At 71.0% G+C, this 15,180-nt stretch carries 12 protein-coding genes; 4 read left to right on the top strand and 8 right to left on the bottom strand.

Going from position 1 to position 15,180, the window contains the following annotated elements; all coding sequences use genetic code 11:
* Positions 1-115: 115 nt before the first annotated feature.
* Both ACX80K_RS07255 and ACX80K_RS07260 read right to left on the bottom strand, forming a co-directional pair.
* Positions 116-709 (bottom strand): dihydrofolate reductase, encoded by a 594-nt coding sequence (locus ACX80K_RS07255; protein WP_459271188.1) that lies wholly within the window; start codon positions 707-709, stop codon positions 116-118.
* Positions 706-1,485 (bottom strand): thymidylate synthase, encoded by a 780-nt coding sequence (locus tag ACX80K_RS07260; protein WP_459271389.1) that lies wholly within the window; start codon positions 1,483-1,485, stop codon positions 706-708. Before ACX80K_RS07260 ends, ACX80K_RS07255 begins: the two co-directional genes overlap by 4 nt.
* Before the next feature lie 176 nt (positions 1,486-1,661).
* Between ACX80K_RS07260 and ACX80K_RS07265 the strand changes: the two genes are divergently transcribed.
* Positions 1,662-5,582 (top strand): Pls/PosA family non-ribosomal peptide synthetase, encoded by a 3,921-nt coding sequence (locus ACX80K_RS07265; protein ID WP_459271189.1) that lies wholly within the window; start codon positions 1,662-1,664, stop codon positions 5,580-5,582.
* Positions 5,579-6,988 (top strand): M1 family metallopeptidase, encoded by a 1,410-nt coding sequence (locus ACX80K_RS07270; RefSeq protein ID WP_459271190.1) that lies wholly within the window; start codon positions 5,579-5,581, stop codon positions 6,986-6,988. The genes ACX80K_RS07265 and ACX80K_RS07270 overlap by 4 nt, the downstream gene beginning before the upstream one ends.
* Before the next feature lie 7 nt (positions 6,989-6,995).
* Here the strand turns inward: ACX80K_RS07270 and ACX80K_RS07275 are convergent, their stop codons facing one another.
* The 6 genes from ACX80K_RS07275 to ACX80K_RS07300 all read right to left on the bottom strand — a co-directional run bounded on the left by ACX80K_RS07275 (position 6,996) and on the right by ACX80K_RS07300 (position 13,435).
* Positions 6,996-7,880 carry a 4'-phosphopantetheinyl transferase family protein gene (locus tag ACX80K_RS07275; RefSeq protein ID WP_459271191.1) on the bottom strand — a complete coding sequence of 295 codons (885 nt, stop codon included), beginning with the start codon at positions 7,878-7,880 and terminating at the stop codon, positions 6,996-6,998.
* A 60-nt stretch (positions 7,881-7,940) separates the two neighbouring features.
* Complete coding sequence (locus ACX80K_RS07280; protein WP_459271192.1) at positions 7,941-8,180, bottom strand: hypothetical protein; 240 nt, start codon at positions 8,178-8,180, stop codon at positions 7,941-7,943.
* 132 nt (positions 8,181-8,312) lie between these two features.
* Positions 8,313-9,272, bottom strand: a complete 960-nt coding sequence (locus tag ACX80K_RS07285; protein ID WP_459271193.1) for an NUDIX hydrolase — start codon at positions 9,270-9,272, stop codon at positions 8,313-8,315.
* On the bottom strand, positions 9,272-11,491 hold the full coding sequence (locus ACX80K_RS07290; protein ID WP_459271194.1) for an RNA degradosome polyphosphate kinase: 2,220 nt from the start codon (positions 11,489-11,491) through the stop codon (positions 9,272-9,274). Before ACX80K_RS07290 ends, ACX80K_RS07285 begins: the two co-directional genes overlap by 1 nt.
* A gap of 87 nt (positions 11,492-11,578) precedes the next feature.
* Positions 11,579-12,532: a mycothiol synthase gene (mshD, locus tag ACX80K_RS07295; RefSeq protein WP_459271195.1), complete on the bottom strand. Its 954-nt coding sequence runs from the start codon at positions 12,530-12,532 to the stop codon at positions 11,579-11,581.
* A 195-nt stretch (positions 12,533-12,727) separates the two neighbouring features.
* Positions 12,728-13,435, bottom strand: a complete 708-nt coding sequence (locus tag ACX80K_RS07300) for a winged helix-turn-helix transcriptional regulator (protein ID WP_104180833.1) — start codon at positions 13,433-13,435, stop codon at positions 12,728-12,730.
* A 197-nt stretch (positions 13,436-13,632) separates the two neighbouring features.
* On the opposite strand from ACX80K_RS07300, the gene ACX80K_RS07305 reads away from it, so the two are divergent.
* Together ACX80K_RS07305 and ACX80K_RS07310 are read left to right on the top strand one after the other, a co-directional pair.
* The gene (locus tag ACX80K_RS07305) at positions 13,633-14,370 is read left to right on the top strand and encodes a hypothetical protein (protein WP_459271196.1); all 738 of its coding nucleotides are present in this window, start codon (positions 13,633-13,635) and stop codon (positions 14,368-14,370) included.
* Between the two features lie 198 nt (positions 14,371-14,568).
* Positions 14,569-15,168: a heme-binding beta-barrel domain-containing protein gene (locus ACX80K_RS07310; protein WP_459271197.1), complete on the top strand. Its 600-nt coding sequence runs from the start codon at positions 14,569-14,571 to the stop codon at positions 15,166-15,168.
* The last annotated feature ends 12 nt before the right edge of the window (positions 15,169-15,180 follow it).

The following is a 15,180-nucleotide window of genomic DNA, read 5'->3' on the forward strand; positions in this document are numbered from 1 at the left end:
CGACCGGTGCCTGCGACCCGGGAGCTCGGCGCTGACTCCGCCGCGGGGACGCACCGGGCGGTTGACCGCTCCGGGGGACGAGTCAGGCAGCCGAGCGCGACCCCGGTTCCCGCCCTCAGGCGTCCTCCGACGATCCTGCGGCCTCCTGGGCCGCCCTGGTCCACAGGCTGATGCGGTACCGGGCTCCGTCGGACGATTCCAGCCAGCCCGACTTCGGCGTCAGTGCCGCCAAGGCCCACTCCGTGCCCAGCGGCGGCGCGACGGTGTCACCCTCGGCCGTCGATTCGACGACCGTGACGAGGGCCGCGTTGGCCCGCTCCAGGGCGTCCGCGTAGACCCGACCGCCACCGATCACCCAGATCTCCTCGGCACCCGGGCTGGTCCGTGCGACCTCGAACGCGGCCTCGAGCGAATCGACGACGACGGCACCCGGAAGGTCCGCAGCCGACGTGGAGATGACGATGTTCGTGCGGTCCGGCAGGGGCCGCGACCTCGGGGGGAACGACTCCCAGGTCCGGCGACCCATGATGACGGGATGTCCCGTCGTCGTGGCCTTGAAGTGCGCCAGGTCCTCGGGCACGTGCCAGGGGATGCCGCCGTCCCTGCCGATCACCCCGTTCTCGGTCTGTGCCCAGATGAGGCCGATCACGGGCCCGGATCCGACGGCGTCGGACACGCTGAGGGAGCGGGCCGAGGGTGCCTCGCTCATACCGCCACCTGTGCCTTGATCGTGGGGTGGTGCCGGTAGTCGACCACGTCGAAGTCCTCCAGGGTGTAGTCGAAGATGCTCGCGGGCTTCCGCTTCAGCTCGATCCGCGGGTACGGGTACGGGTCGCGGGACAACTGTTCGGCGACCTGCTCCACATGGTTGTCGTAGACATGGACGTCCCCGCCGGTCCAGATGAACTCCCCGGGCTCGAGCCCGGTCTGCTGCGCCACCATGAGGGTCAGCAGTGCATAGGACGCGATGTTGAAGGGCACCCCGAGGAACGTGTCCGCCGACCGCTGGTAGAGCTGGCAGGAGAGCCGTCCCGGACCGCCGTCGACACCCGGGGTCACATAGAACTGGAAGAACACGTGGCAGGGAGGCAACGCCATGTTGTGGAGCTCGGAGACGTTCCACGCCGAGACGAGGTGACGTCGCGAATCCGGATCGGTCTTCAGGGCCTCGACCACCCGGGCGATCTGGTCGATGTGGCCGCCGTCGGGCGTGGGCCAGGAGCGCCACTGGACGCCGTAGACCGGGCCCAGCTCGCCGTCGTCGTCCGCCCATTCGTTCCAGATGGAGACGCCCCGCTCCTGGAGCCAGCGGACGTTGGAATCACCGCGGAGGAACCAGAGCAGCTCCAGCGCCACCGACTTGAAATGCACACGCTTGGTGGTGACGAGCGGGAACGAGTCGCGAAGATCGAAGCGGAGCTGCCGGCCGAAGACGCTGCGGGTGCCGGTGCCCGTCCTGTCGCTCTTCGCCGCGCCGTTCGCCATCACGTCGCGCAGCAGGTCCTCGTACGGGGTGGGGATGGGAGTGCTCACCCAGCCAGTCTAGGACGAACGCACCCTCCCGGCCTGCGGCCGTCCCCCCGGTAGACTTCGCCGGAGCCCGTGTACGAACGGCCGGCGCAGGTCACCTGCCGTTCACATTCCACCGGAAGAATCCCACCGTGACCACACCCCCGCCCGAGACCGGGACCGCTCCGTCCTCCACGCAGTTCGCAGCATCCGGGCTCGCGCCGACGCCCCGCACGCTCCTCGACATCCTGCGCGCCACGGCCGCGGAGCATCCCAGCGCATCGGCGCTCGACGACGGCACCACCGCGCTCAGCTATGCGGAGCTGGTCACGGCCGCCGAGCAGTTCGCCGCATCCCTGCGCGATGCCGGCGTGGGCCGCGGCGACACGGTCGGGGTACGCCTGCCCTCGGGCACCAACGAGCTCTACATCGCGATCCTCGGCGTCCTCACGGCCGGTGCTGCCTACGTCCCGGTCGACGCCGACGATCCGGACGAGCGCGCCCGGGTCGTGTTCTCGGAGTCGCGTGCCGCCGTCGTCGTCGGCCACAGGCTGTCCCTGACCACCGGGACGGGGGGACGCCGGGGCGGTACCGGTGATCCGACACCCGACGACGACGCGTGGATCATCTTCACGTCCGGCTCGACCGGGACGCCGAAGGGTGTCGCAGTGAGCCACCGCTCGGCTGCTGCCTTCGTCGACGCGGAGGCACGCCTGTTCCTGCAGGCAGACCCCATCGGACCCGCCGACCGCGTACTGGCCGGCCTCTCGGTGGCGTTCGACGCCTCCTGCGAGGAGATGTGGCTGGCCTGGCGGCACGGCGCGTGCCTCGTCCCGGCCCCCCGCGCGCTCGTCCGCACCGGCGTCGACCTCGGTCCATGGCTGATCGCGCGCGGGATCACGATCGTGTCCACGGTGCCCACCCTCGCCGCTCTGTGGCCTGCCGATTCCCTCGAGAACGTCCGCCTCCTCATCTTCGGCGGGGAGGCCTGCCCCCCGGAGCTCGCGCAGCGCCTCGCCGTGCACGACCGCGAGGTCTGGAACACCTACGGACCGACCGAGGCGACCGTCGTCGCCTGTGCCGCACGCCTCGGGGGTGAGGGACCGGTGCGGATCGGCCTGCCCCTGGACGGCTGGGACCTCGCCGTCGTCGATGACACCGGCACACCGGTGGCGGAGGGCAGCATCGGCGAGCTCATCATCGGGGGAGTGGGCCTGGCCCGCTACCTGGACGCCGCGAAGGACGCCGAGAAGTATGCGCCGATGCCCACGCTGGGGTGGGAGCGGGCCTATCGTTCGGGTGACCTCGTGCAGCTCGACGCCGCCGGGCTCGTCTTCATGGGGAGGGCGGACGACCAGGTGAAACTCGGCGGCAGACGCATCGAACTCGGCGAGGTGGATGCCGCCCTGCAGGCGCTGCCCGGCATCTCCGGCGCCGCTGCTGCCGTGCGGACGACGCCGTCGGGCAATCAGCTCCTGGTGGGCTATCTCGTACCCGCCGAGGGCGATCCCGATCTCCCGGCGCTGCGTGCCCTCCTCGCCGGGAGCCTCCCGGCCGCACTCGTCCCGCTGCTGGCCGTCACCGACGCACTGCCCACCAAGACCAGCGGCAAGGTGGACCGGAACGCCCTGCCCTGGCCCCTGGCCGACGTCGGCGATCCCGGCACGCCGGGCAACCTGGAGGACCTCGACCCGCGCGTGCAGTGGATCGCCGACCAGTGGGCCGCCGTGCTCGGGACGGTACCGGCCGACGAGGACGCGGACTTCTTCCTGCACGGCGGCGGCTCCCTGGCCGCAGCCCGGCTCGTGTCGATGATCCGGGCACGCTACCCGATCATCACCGTCGCCGACATCTACGCGCATCCGAGACTCGGCGCCCTCGCGACCTTCGCCGCAGGAACGGGCGACGGCGGTGAACAGCCGGCGACGCCGGGACGGACCGTGCGGCACACCGCGCGCAGGTCGCAGGTCTTCCAGACCCTGATGGGCGTCCCCCTGCAGTTCCTGGCAGGGATGCGGTGGCTCACCTACGCGATGATCGCGAGCAACGTGCTCGGGGGACTCGGAGTGCTCACCGCCGCACCGACGGTGTCCTGGTGGTGCGTGCTGGCCTCGTGGACCGTCTTCGTCAGTCCCGTCGGCCGCATGGGGCTGTCGGTCCTCGCCGCCCGCGTCCTCCTGGGCGGCGTGGCACCGGGGGTGTACCCGCGCTCCGGCAGGGTGCACCTGAGGCTCTGGCTCGCGGAGCAGATCTCGGACAGCGTCGGGGCGGTCGGCCTCGCGAGCGCACCCTGGGTGCCGGTCTACGCGCGGGCGCTCGGAGCGAGCATCGGGCCCGACGTCGACCTCCACTCCGTCCCGCCCGTCACCGGGCTGCTCACGCTGGAGGCCGGAGCCTCCGTGGAGCCGGAGGTGGACCTCTCGGGCTGGTGGATCGACGGCGACCGCGTGCACATCGGGGGCATCGTCGTCGGCGCCGGAGCCGTGATCGGCGCGCGCAGCACGCTCATGCCGGGGGCGAGGATCGGCGCGGGAGCCGAGGTCGCTCCCGGATCGGCCGTACAGGGCACCGTCAAGCCGGGCCAGCTCTTCTCGGGCTCGCCCGCCACACGGGCCGGGAAGGCCCAACAGGACTGGCCTGCAGCCCCGCCCGCACGCTCCACCTCGCATGCTCGCCTGTCCTTCCTGGCGTTCGCCGCCGCGTCCGGGGGGCTCGCACTCATCCCGTACCTGGCCGCCGTCGTCGCCGCCCTGCCCGTCGTCTCCGCCCTGCGTGGGGCGCCGTCGCTCTCGGCCGCCTGGCCGACCCTCGGAGGCCCCGTCGTCCTCGCGGCGATCCTCTGGTTCGTCGTCAACGCCGTCCTCGTCCTCGTGACGGTCCGGCTGCTGGGCACCGGCCTGACGGAGGGCCACTACCCGGCGCGCAGCCGCATCGGCTGGCAGATCTGGGCCACGGAACGGACCCTCGACATGGCACGCGATCTCCTGTTCCCCCTGTATGCGAGCCTGTTCACCCCCGTGTGGCTCCGCCTCCTCGGGGCCCGCGTCGGCCGCAACGTCGAGGCCTCCACCGTGCTGCTCATCCCGAAGATGACCACCATCGGCGAGGGCGCCTTCCTGGCGGACGACACCATGGTGGCCTCCTACGAACTGGGCGGCGGATACCTGCGGATCGCCCCGGCGAAGATCGGACGCCGGGCCTTCCTCGGCAACTCGGGCATGACGTCGGCGGGCCGGCGCGTGCCGAAGAACTCGCTCGTCGCCGTGCTGTCGGCCACGCCCGCGAAGGCCAAGGCCGGCAGTTCCTGGCTGGGCAGTCCGCCGTCGCGCCTGCGCCGGCTCGCCGTCACCGGCGACCAGAGCCGCACCTTCCAGCCACCCCGCCGCCTCAAGGTGGCCCGTGCCTTCTGGGAGGTCTGCCGTATCGTGCCGGTCGTCCTCACCGTGCTGATCGCCGCATCGTCCCTCGTGATCTTCGACGCGCTCGCCCGGTGGGGCGGTTACCTCCCCGCGGCGCTGCTGAGCGGCCTCGTCTTCATGGTGCTCGGTGCCGTCGCGGCCGGCAGTTCGGTCGCCGCGAAGTGGCTGCTCGTGGGCCGCATCCCGGCGGGGGAGCACCCGCTGTGGAGCTCGTTCATCTGGCGCAACGAGGTCGTGGACACCTTCATCGAGAGCGTGAGCGCGCCCTGGTTCGCCCGCGCGGCCAGCGGCACCCCCGCCCTGGTGTGGTGGCTCCGTGCCCTCGGTTCGAAGATCGGCTCCGGCGTCTGGTGCGAGAGCTACTGGTTGCCCGAGGCGGACCTCGTCACCCTCGGATCCGGGTCCACGGTCAACCGCGGATGCGTCGTGCAGACGCATCTCTTCCATGACAGGATCATGAGCATGGACACCGTGGAGCTCGCCGCAGGCGCAACGCTCGGCCCCCACAGCGTGATCCTGCCCGCAGCCGAGATCGCCGCCGGCGCGACGGTGGGGCCGGCGTCGCTCGTGATGCGCGGTGAGACCGTCCCCGCGGGGACCTACTGGATGGGGAACCCGGTCAGCTTCTGGTCCGGTCCGGGAAACCGTGCGTGAGCAGTAGCCCCGGGAGCGCTGCGCCGGACCCGTACACCCCGGCCAACGGCAGCACCTCCTACCGCGTCGGGCACTACGACCTCAGCCTCGACTACAAGCTCGCCAGCAACCGCCTGGCCGGCCGCGCCGTCCTCACACTGACCGCGCACCGGGAACTGCACCAGGTCGACCTCGACCTCAGCGGGCTGCGCACCACCAAGGTCACCTCTGACACCGTCCGTATCCGGTCCTTCAAGGACCGCGCCGGCAAGCTCGTGATCGGCTTCCGTGACCCGGTGCCGCCCGATGCCGAATTCCGGCTCGACATCCGCTACGAGGGCAACCCGGCACCCCTCTCCGGCATCTGGGGCGAGGTCGGGTGGGAGGAACTGACCGACGGGGTCCTCGTGGCGGGACAGCCCACGGGAGCGCCGTCCTGGTTCCCCTGCAACGACCACCCGTCGCAGAAGGCGGCCTACCGGTTCACCGTGACCACCGATGCCGGGTACCGCGCGATCTGCAACGGCGTGCTCGTGTCGCGGATCGACAGGTCCAGCCGGACCACGTGGGTGTACGAGCAGGCGGAGCCCATGGCCACGTACCTCGCGACCGTCCAGATCGGCCGCTACGACCTCGTGGCCCTGAACAACCCGGCACGGCCCGCCGTCGCCCTCCCCTCCCGTGCCGCAGCACTCCGTGAACCGGGTAGCCCGGTCCCTCAGTACGCCGCCGTGCCGCTGTCCCTCATGCCCGCGGCCCGGGTGGCGCTGGCGCGGCATCATCAGATGATGACGGCGTTCGAACACCGGTTCGGGCCCTACCCCTACCCCCAGTACCTCGTGGTGGTCACCGACGACGACCTGGAGATCCCCCTCGAGGCGCAGACGCTCTCGATCATCGGGCGCAACCACCTGGACCAGGGCTGGGACGCGCAGCGGCTGATCGCCCACGAACTCGCGCACCAGTGGTTCGGCAACGCCGTCACCGCAGCGCGCTGGCAGGACATCTGGCTGCACGAGGGTTTCGCCTGCTACGCCGAATGGATCTGGTCCGAGGCCAGCGGTTCGACGATGGCGGCCACCCATGCGCGGTCCACGCACCAGCGCCTCGGCAGGGAACCCCAGGACCTGCTGCTGGGAGACCCCGGCGCCGGCGACATGTTCGACGACCGCGTCTACAAGCGAGGCGCCCTCACGCTGCATGCGCTGCGGACCGCGGCCGGCGACGACGCCTTCTTCGGGCTGCTGCAGGCCTGGTCCGCCGAACACCGCTTCGGCACGGCCACCACGCACGATTTCATCGCGCTCGCGGTGCGCCTGCTCCCGGACATCGACGCGGAGGGCCTGCTGACGGCCTGGCTGTTCTCCGAGCAGCTGCCGGCCCTCCGGTCGGACGGCGTGGCCCAACAGCTCTTCGGGAGCCGGTAGGTCCGGTTCACCCCGCGACGGCGACGGCCGCCACGAGGCCCAGCGGCTCGAGCGCGGCGCCGTCGACAACCTGCAGATCGGTGATCCTGCCGTCCCGCAGCACGTCGACCGCGTCCGGATCACGCTGCGCGAAACCGGTACCCAGCGCCTTGACGAGGGCCTCCTTGCGGGTCCACAGGCGAGCCCGGGCTACGCGGCGGTCGGCGAGCGGGAGGAGCCCGACGGCGCGTCGCTCACCGGAGGTGAGGGCCACGTCGTCGAACCCGTCGAAGTCCACCTCCGACGCCGCAGCGAGGTCGACGCCGAGCGCCCTGGCTCCGAGGGGAGCGGCGCCGGGCCGCGGTGGGCCGGTGGGGTCACCAGCGGGTGCGCGGGGGTCAGCCGGGTCGACGCCGGACGCCGGGGTGCGGACAGGATCGGTGCCGGGTGCGGCCGAACCCGTGGAGGCGTCCCCGCGCAGGTCGAGCGCTCCGAGCAGGGCGAAGCCGCCGGCCCGGGACAGGCTGAGCGCCAGGGGCACCCGTTCGCCGTCCAGCAGGTAGGACGGTCGTCCGTGATCGGGCCGGACCGCCAGTCCGCAGCGCGGACACGTCGAGACCGAGACGAGCCGGTCGGCCCGCACCCCGAGCAGATCGGCCGCGAGGAGGCGCAGGAGGTACCGGCCCGCGGCGAAGGACCGTGACGCGGCGAGATCACCGGCACGTGCCGCCCGCGCGCGTTCGACGTCGTCGAGGAGGGGGAGTATCTCGCCGACGGACGGGAGATCCGAGCCCGGGCCGATCGCCCGCAGGCGGAGCGAGACCCCCGGCATGACGGTCCGGGGAGGGGGTGTCCCGGCAGCCGTGATGGATGCGCCGGCAGGTGTGCCGGGCACGTCGGGGAAGGATGTCATGCCCTCATCGTCCCCGACGACGTGGGCCCGTGCGACGGACCGCGCCGGGGGGAGGAGGTCCTAGTGGCGGCCGCCGAACAGTTCGGCACACACGTCGTCCCGCAGGACGAACGGCCGGGGACGGTCGCTGTCCGCATGCCGTCCGTACACGTAGTAGCCGCGGCCCTCGCCGGGCCCGCCGGCGGCACGATCGATGGCGTGCAGGAGCCTCGGCGTCAGCGGTCCCGTGGGCCCGATCCTGTGGATCTGCTCGATCTCGTGCGGCGCGAGCGCCCGCACGAGGCCCTTCACATCGGCCATGGGTGCGTTCCTGTCGTCGGTGCCGGTCCCTGCGTGAGGGTCCGACACTAGGCACCCGGGGTGAACACCTCGTGAACGCAGGTCGTATCGGTGCTGACTCCACGTGAACTGATCGTCGCCGGTGGCTGCGGGTCAGTCGTCGTAGGCGCGGAACTGCTCCACCGAGACGATGCGCCCCTGGTTCGAGGTGCTCACCTGGCAGATCACTGCTTCACCCGGCGCGAGGTACGGGTCCTCGACGGGCAGGAGGTCCTGCAGCTCGTCCGTCATGTGGTGTCCGAGGACCGAGAAGACGAGGGGCAGCACGGGACGGTGCGTGCAGATGACCACGGGTCGGCGCTTGTCGAGGACCCGCTCGACGGCGGCCCTGGTGCGCCCCGGCCTGCGCGCGGCGTCCCGCTCCGTGAGGGCGTCGACGAGCTTCAGCTTCGCACTGCGCTGGTTCACGTAGGGGGAGATGGTCTGCACGCACCGCTCCCACGGGCTGCTCACCACCCGCTCGGGATTCCACGCCTGCAGGAGTCGGCTCACCGCGATGGCCTGCCGCCGGCCGGTCGCGGCGAGGGGCCGGTCGCCCTCCGCCCGGCTCCACGAGGATCGGGGCTTCGCCTTCGCGTGCCGCACCACGATCAGGGGCCACGTCTGCAGGTCCTTCGCGGCGTGCGCCGCGACGAGGGCGTCCAGCGGTTCGACGTCGGACGGGTTGCTCAGCATGTCCCGCGCCTTCTCCGGCGACACCCACTGCGCCCGGTCCACCTCCTTGCCGTCCGGCGTGGGGCGCAGCCGGTCGGTCCTGGCCGCCCAGTACAGGACGACCTTCTCGCCCGAGGACACCGGGTAGGTGATGGTCGCGAGCGGGATGCCGAGCTTGACGCTGAGGCCCACCTCCTCGAAGGTCTCGCGGATGGCGCACTCCGGCGTCGTCTCCCCCGGATCCAGCTTGCCCTTCGGCCACGACCAGTCCCGGTAGCGGGGCCGATGGATGATCAGGACCTCGAGCTGGCCCTTCTCGAGACGCCAGCAGAGCGTCCCGGCCGCGAGGATCTCACCGCCCTGGGGCGCGGCGGTGATGTCTTCCGTCGGTGCGGTCATCAGCGGCGTGACACCGCTCGCTGCCGGGCGCGCGATGCGAGCAGCCAGGACTGGATGTCCTCGAGGGGGGCGCCGTCGTCGTCCTTGTGGTGGCGCGTCCAGCAGCCCGTCTCGTCCAGGTGCCAGCTGGACACTTCGGGGTTCATGTAACGGTCCATGAGGCTCATCAGGTAGGAGATGTCCTCCGGTGCGCTGAGCTGCACGAGGGCCTCGACGCGACGGTCCAGGTTGCGGTGCATCATGTCCGCCGATCCGATGAACACCGCCGGCTCGCCGCCGTTCGCGAAGGCGAAGACACGCGAGTGTTCCAGGAAGCGGCCCAGGACCGAACGGACCGTCACGTTCTCGCTCAGGCCGGGGACGCCCGGCCGGACCGAGCAGATACCGCGGACGATCACGTCCACCTTCACCCCGGCCTGGGACGCACGGTAGAGCGAGTCGATGATCGCCTCGTCCACCATGGAGTTGACCTTGATGATCACCCGTGCGGCACGGCCGGCCTGCTTGTTGGCGATCTCCCGTTCGATCCGGTCGATCAGGCCCGAGCGGACGGAGCGCGGAGCGACGAGCAGGCGCTTGAACGTCGACTTCGGGGCGTACCCGGAGAGCTGGTTGAACAGGCGGGAGAGGTCCTGCCCCACCTGCTCGTTGGCCGTGAGCAGGCCGAGGTCCTCGTAGTACCGGGCGGTACGCGGATGGTAGTTGCCCGTGCCGATGTGGCAGTAGCGGCGCAGGCCGTCGATCTCCTGCCGGACGACGAGGGAGAGCTTGCAGTGCGTCTTCAGGCCCACGATGCCGTAGACGACGTGCACGCCGGCCTGCTCGAGCTTCCGGGCCCAGGAGATGTTGGCCTGCTCGTCGAAGCGGGCCTTGATCTCGACGAGCGCCAGCACCTGCTTGCCCGCCTCGGCGGCGTCGATGAGGGCGTCGACGATGGGGGAGTCGCCCGAGGTCCGGTAGAGCGTCTGCTTGATCGCCTGGACCTTGGGGTCGCCGGCCGCCTGCTCGAGGAACGCCTGGACCGAGGTGGAGAAGGAGTCGTACGGGTGGTGCAGCAGGATGTCCCTGCGGCGCATGGCCGCGAAAACGTTCGCGGCCTTCGAGGTCTCGCTCTCGTTGAGGTGGCGGCTCGTGTGCGGCACGTGCTTCGGGTAGTGCAGGTCGCCGCGGTCGATCCCGGCGATCACGCTCAGACCCCGCAGGTCGAGGGGAGCGGGGAGGGTGTAGACCTCGTCCTCCTCGACACCGAGTTCGCGGGACAGGAGCGCCCGGATGCTCGGGTTGATGTCCGTGGTCACCTCGAGGCGCACGGGCGGGCCGAACCGGCGGCGCAGGAGCTCCTTCTCGAGGGCCTGGAGGAGGTTCTCGGCGTCGTCCTCCTCGACCTCGAGGTCCTCGTTGCGCGTGACGCGGAACAGGTGGTGCTCGAGGACCTCCATGCCCGGGAACAGCTGGTCGAGGTGGACGGCGATCACCTCCTCGAGCGGGATGAAGCGTGCGATGCGCCCCGCGACGTTGCCTGCACGCGGACCGTCGACGGACATGAGGCGCGGCAGCTGATCGGGCACCTTGACGCGTGCGAAGAGCTCCTTGTCGCTGACCGGGTTGCGGACCACGACGGCGAGGTTGAGGGACAGCCCCGAGATGTAGGGGAAGGGGTGCGCCGGATCGACGGCGAGCGGCGTGAGGATCGGGAAGACCTTCTCGGCGAACATCTTGTGCAGCTCCGCGCGCGCGGTCTCGTCGAGCTCCTCCCAGGTGGTGAGGTGGATCTGCTCCCGGGCGAGCGCGGGCCGGATGTGCTCGGCGAACGCGGCGGCATGGCGCTGCTGCAGCTGGTAGCCGTCGTTCATGATCTTCTCGAGCTGCTCGATCGGGCTGAGTCCCGCTGCGGAGGGCACCGCGAGGCCTGTGGCGATGCGCCGCTTCAGGCCTGCGACGCGCACCATGAAGAACTCGTCGAGGTTGGACGCGAAGATGGAGAGGAAGCTGACGCGCTCGAGGAGGAACAGGTCGGGATCCTCCGCCAGTTCGAGGACGCGCGCGTTGAAGTCGAGCCAGCTGATCTCGCGGTCCAGGAAGCGGTCGGGGCGGATGTCGCCGGTGGGCAAGAGACTCGGAGCGAAGTCCGGGATGTCGATACGGTCCTGCGTCGCCCGGGCCGGAGCCGTCTCGGAAGATCCGTACAGTGACGCGCTCCGGCGTCGTGTCTCATCCATTGCGTCTCCTGCAGCGTGGGTGGGCATGGGCTCGTGTCCCCGCCCGACAGGCCGGGACACGCCTCGGAAACAACCTTACAAGGTGGCTTACGCCGACTTGCCCGCGTACATGACGTCGACGTCCCAGCGCGTGAAGCCGAGTTTCCGGTACAGGGCGACGGCCGCCGCGTTGTCCGCGTCGACGTACAGCATGATGGCCTGCAGGCCCTTGCCGTGCAGGTGGTCGATGCCGGCGATGGTCAGGGCCTTGCCGAGGCCCATGCCTTGGGCCTCCGGCGTCACGCCCACGACGTACACCTCGCCCATGGGGGGATGCGCACCGACAGCCGGGTGCACCTTCGTCCAGTGGAAGCCGAGCAGGGCGCCGTCCTCCTCCCGCACGGCGAGCAGGAAGCCGTCGGCGTCGAACCATTCCTCGTCCATGCGCGCCTCGAGGTCGGCACGCGTGGTGGCGCCCTGCTCCGGGTGGTGGGCGAACGCGGCGGCGTTGGCCGCGAGCCACGCCTCCTCGTCCTGGCCCCGGACGAACGACCGCAGCGTGACGCCGTCCGGCAGCCGGACCTCGGGGACGGTCTCCTCGGCCGCCGCGCGCGTCAGGCGCATCCGCCACAGCTCGCGCACCGGCGCGAACCCGAAACGCACGGCGAGGTCCGCGGCGGCGGAATGGTTGCCGTGGGACCAGCCGCGGAGATCGCCGATCCCCTCGGCCAGGACGGCCTCGATGAGGGCGGTACCCACACCCTCTCCACGGCAGTCGGGACCGACCACGAGTTCGAGTACTGATCCCTCCGGACTCCCGGAGATCACGGCAACCCCTGCGAGCCCGTCCTGCTGCCCCGCATCGCGTGCCGTGAGGACGAACAGCCGATCGCCGGCGTCCTGCGCACGCAGGGTCAGGAGGGTCTGCTCGGACAGGGGCGGGTTGCCGTCCGCCTCCGCCGCTGCCGACGCCAGGCGGCGGATGTCGCCGAGCACGGCCGGCTCGGGGGCGCCCGCGATCCGCTCGACGGACCAGGTGGGGACAGGCTGCGCGGCGGTCATGCGCCCAGCCTAGCCCCGCCCGCCACGGCGTTTGGCGCCGGGCCTCCCGTGCGCTAGTCTGGAACCCGCTCGAGGGGGATGCGCCAGTGGGGCGCCCGCGATACGTTCGACCCGTATGTCCTCCACCAGGGTTCCGTCAGGAACGACGAAGAAGCCCCTTCCACCCGTGGGAGGGGCTTCTTCGTGCCCTGGCGCTCAGGCGTCCTGGTTGACGGAGTTCCGGTCCTCCGGCAGGCGGGTGAGGGTGAAGCGGTAGCCGACGTTCCGCACCGTCCCGATCAGCTGCTCGTGGTCGGACCCGAGCTTCGCGCGGAGGCGCCGCACGTGCACGTCCACGGTGCGCGTGCCTCCGTAGTAGTCGTAGCCCCACACCTCGTGCAGGAGCTGGTCACGCGTGAAGACGCGGCCCGGATGCTGCGCGAGGTACTTCAGCAGCTCGAACTCCTTGTACGTGAGGTTCAACGGCTCCCCGCCCACCCGTGCGGTGTAGCTGGCCTCGTCGATCACCACGCCCGACGCGTGGATCTCGGTGCTCGTCTCCTCGCTGGCCGCCGCGGACCGCGCGATGACGAGCCGCAACCGCGCCTCCACCTCCGCCGGACCGGCCGAATCGAGGACGACGTCGTCCGCGAGCCAGTTCGCCGCCACCGCCGCCATGCCGCCTTCGGTGAGGACGAGGACGAGGGGGGCACTGAGGCCCGTGGCCTTGAGGAGCTGGGTGAGGGAGCGGGCGCCGACGAGGTCCTTCCGCGCGTCCACCAGTACGACGTCGCACGGCTCGGTCTCGAGCAGGGCCGTGGGCTCCGCCGCGAGGATGTGCACCTTGTGGTTCAGGAGCTCGAGGGCCGGCAGGATCTCGACGGACGAGCCGGTGGTATTGGTCAGCATCAGGATGTGCGGCATGTGTCCTCCACGGGTCGGGAACGCGCATCATCGGGCGGTGGCGCCTTCGTTCCGGACCGGGAGTCGAGGGCGGTAAAGATTTGACCAAGTATAGCCGCCGCGCTGTGAGGCGGCCCACGCGCCCCTACGCCCTCCTTCCGTAGGTTTTCGTGCCTCTGGGCGCGTAGGGCAGTATTGCTGGGGTGAAGAGGACGAGCGTGGCTGCAGCGGCCGGAGCGGCGGCGCTGGCGACCGGGGCGATCGTCGCGTCCTCCTACGTCTCCCTCCTCGCCGTCGCGATCGCCGCCGGGGCCGCCTGTGTCCTGGCCGCCATCGGGTGGCCTCACGTCCTGCGCGTACCTGCGAAGAAGAGCCAGTCGGCGGCGATCGGGCTGAGCGCCCTGGTCGCGGTCGTCCTCACGGCGACCACCCCCGGCCCGGCCTTTCTCACCTGGTTCCCCGCGTCCGTGGCCCTCGGTGTCGGCGCCGTCTTCATGATCCAGCTCCTCCGCGGTACCGGGCAGAGCCTCCGGCTGGAATCGACGCTCGGCGCGAGTTCCGGAGTGGTCGTCATCGGCATGGGGGCGGGATGGGTCGCTGCCGAGCGCCTGGCGGCGAACGCCGCGGACTCGGGGATGATGCTCGTGACGGGGGTCAGCGTCCTCATCGCGATCGCCGTGTGCCTCCTGCCCTTCCCCGACCGCCTCGTGGCGCCCGCCGCCGTCGTCCTCGCCGCACTCGCCGGTCCGCTCGGGGCACTGCTCCTCACCGACGTGCCGGCCCTGGCGGCGGCCTCGGTGGGACTCGCCTGCGGCGTCGTGATCGCCGGCACCCGCCGGCTGCTCGTCGGCCGGGACACGCCGCTGACGGTCGTCGCGGCGATCTCCGCCGGCGTCGCCCCGGTGCTCGCGATCGGCGCCGTCGTGTACTTCCTGGACAAGCTGTTCCTCTCCTGACCATTCCTCCCCGGGCGGGAGGCGCCTGTCGGGCACCGTCCGGACCGGGCGCTAGGATGGAAGCATGTCCATCCTTGCTCTCGAAATCTTCTTCATCTCGCTGCTGGTCGTCGCCGGTCTCGGCATGGCAGGTTTCGCAGCCCTCGTCATCACGCGCCTGTACAAGGGCCAGAAGTAGCCGACCGACCGGGAGACCCCATGTCGATTGACCTGCCCACCGATCTCACGCCCGAGCTCGTCCCCCTGTCGTGGCTCCTCGGCACCTGGGAGGGGACCGGGATGCTCGGAGAGGGCACCGCCGACTCCGAACGCTTCTCGCAGAAGGTCACGTTCTCGCAGAACGGCCTCCCCTACCTGCAGTACAGTGCCGAGTCCTGGCTCATCGACGAACAGGGGTCCCAGCTGCGGCCGCTTTCCGTGGAGACCGGCTTCTGGGCCCTCGACCGCAAGCTCAACGACGCCGACGTCGGCCCCGGACTGAGCCCCGCCGACATCGTCCCGGCCCTCAAGACGGCCGACGAGGTCGAGCAGTTCCGCAACGACGCCGGCGGCTTCGACATCACCGCGACGGTCGTCCACCCCGGCGGCATCGCCGAGCTCTACTACGGCAGCATCAAGGGCCCGCAGATCCAGCTCAGCACCGACCTCGTGATGCGCGGCCAGCATTCCAAGGAGTACACCGCGGCCACGCGCCTGTTCGGCCTCGTCGAGGGCAACCTCTACTGGCGCTGGGACGTCGCCGCCGACGGGAACTCCCTCGAGGCCCATGCCTCCGCCATCCTCAAGAAAGTCTCCTGAGCGCCCTGCCGC

It is taken from the genome of Arthrobacter sorbitolis (genome assembly GCF_054510995.1).

What these genes read in the sequence shown, in the direction of transcription:
- ACX80K_RS07260 (WP_459271389.1), bottom strand. Translation starts at nt 1,485, where the DNA reads ATGGCGAACGGCGCGGCGAAGAGCGACAGGACGGGCACCGGCACCCGC.
- ACX80K_RS07300 (WP_104180833.1), bottom strand. Translation starts at nt 13,435, where the DNA reads ATGCCGCACATCCTGATGCTGACCAATACCACCGGCTCGTCCGTCGAG.
- ACX80K_RS07275 (WP_459271191.1), bottom strand. Translation starts at nt 7,880, where the DNA reads ATGACATCCTTCCCCGACGTGCCCGGCACACCTGCCGGCGCATCCATC.
- ACX80K_RS07280 (WP_459271192.1), bottom strand. Translation starts at nt 8,180, where the DNA reads ATGGCCGATGTGAAGGGCCTCGTGCGGGCGCTCGCGCCGCACGAGATC.
- mshD (WP_459271195.1), bottom strand. Translation starts at nt 12,532, where the DNA reads ATGACCGCCGCGCAGCCTGTCCCCACCTGGTCCGTCGAGCGGATCGCG.
- ACX80K_RS07285 (WP_459271193.1), bottom strand. Translation starts at nt 9,272, where the DNA reads ATGACCGCACCGACGGAAGACATCACCGCCGCGCCCCAGGGCGGTGAG.
- ACX80K_RS07255 (WP_459271188.1), bottom strand. Translation starts at nt 709, where the DNA reads ATGAGCGAGGCACCCTCGGCCCGCTCCCTCAGCGTGTCCGACGCCGTC.
- ACX80K_RS07310 (WP_459271197.1), top strand. Translation starts at nt 14,569, where the DNA reads ATGTCGATTGACCTGCCCACCGATCTCACGCCCGAGCTCGTCCCCCTG.
- ACX80K_RS07290 (WP_459271194.1), bottom strand. Translation starts at nt 11,491, where the DNA reads ATGGATGAGACACGACGCCGGAGCGCGTCACTGTACGGATCTTCCGAG.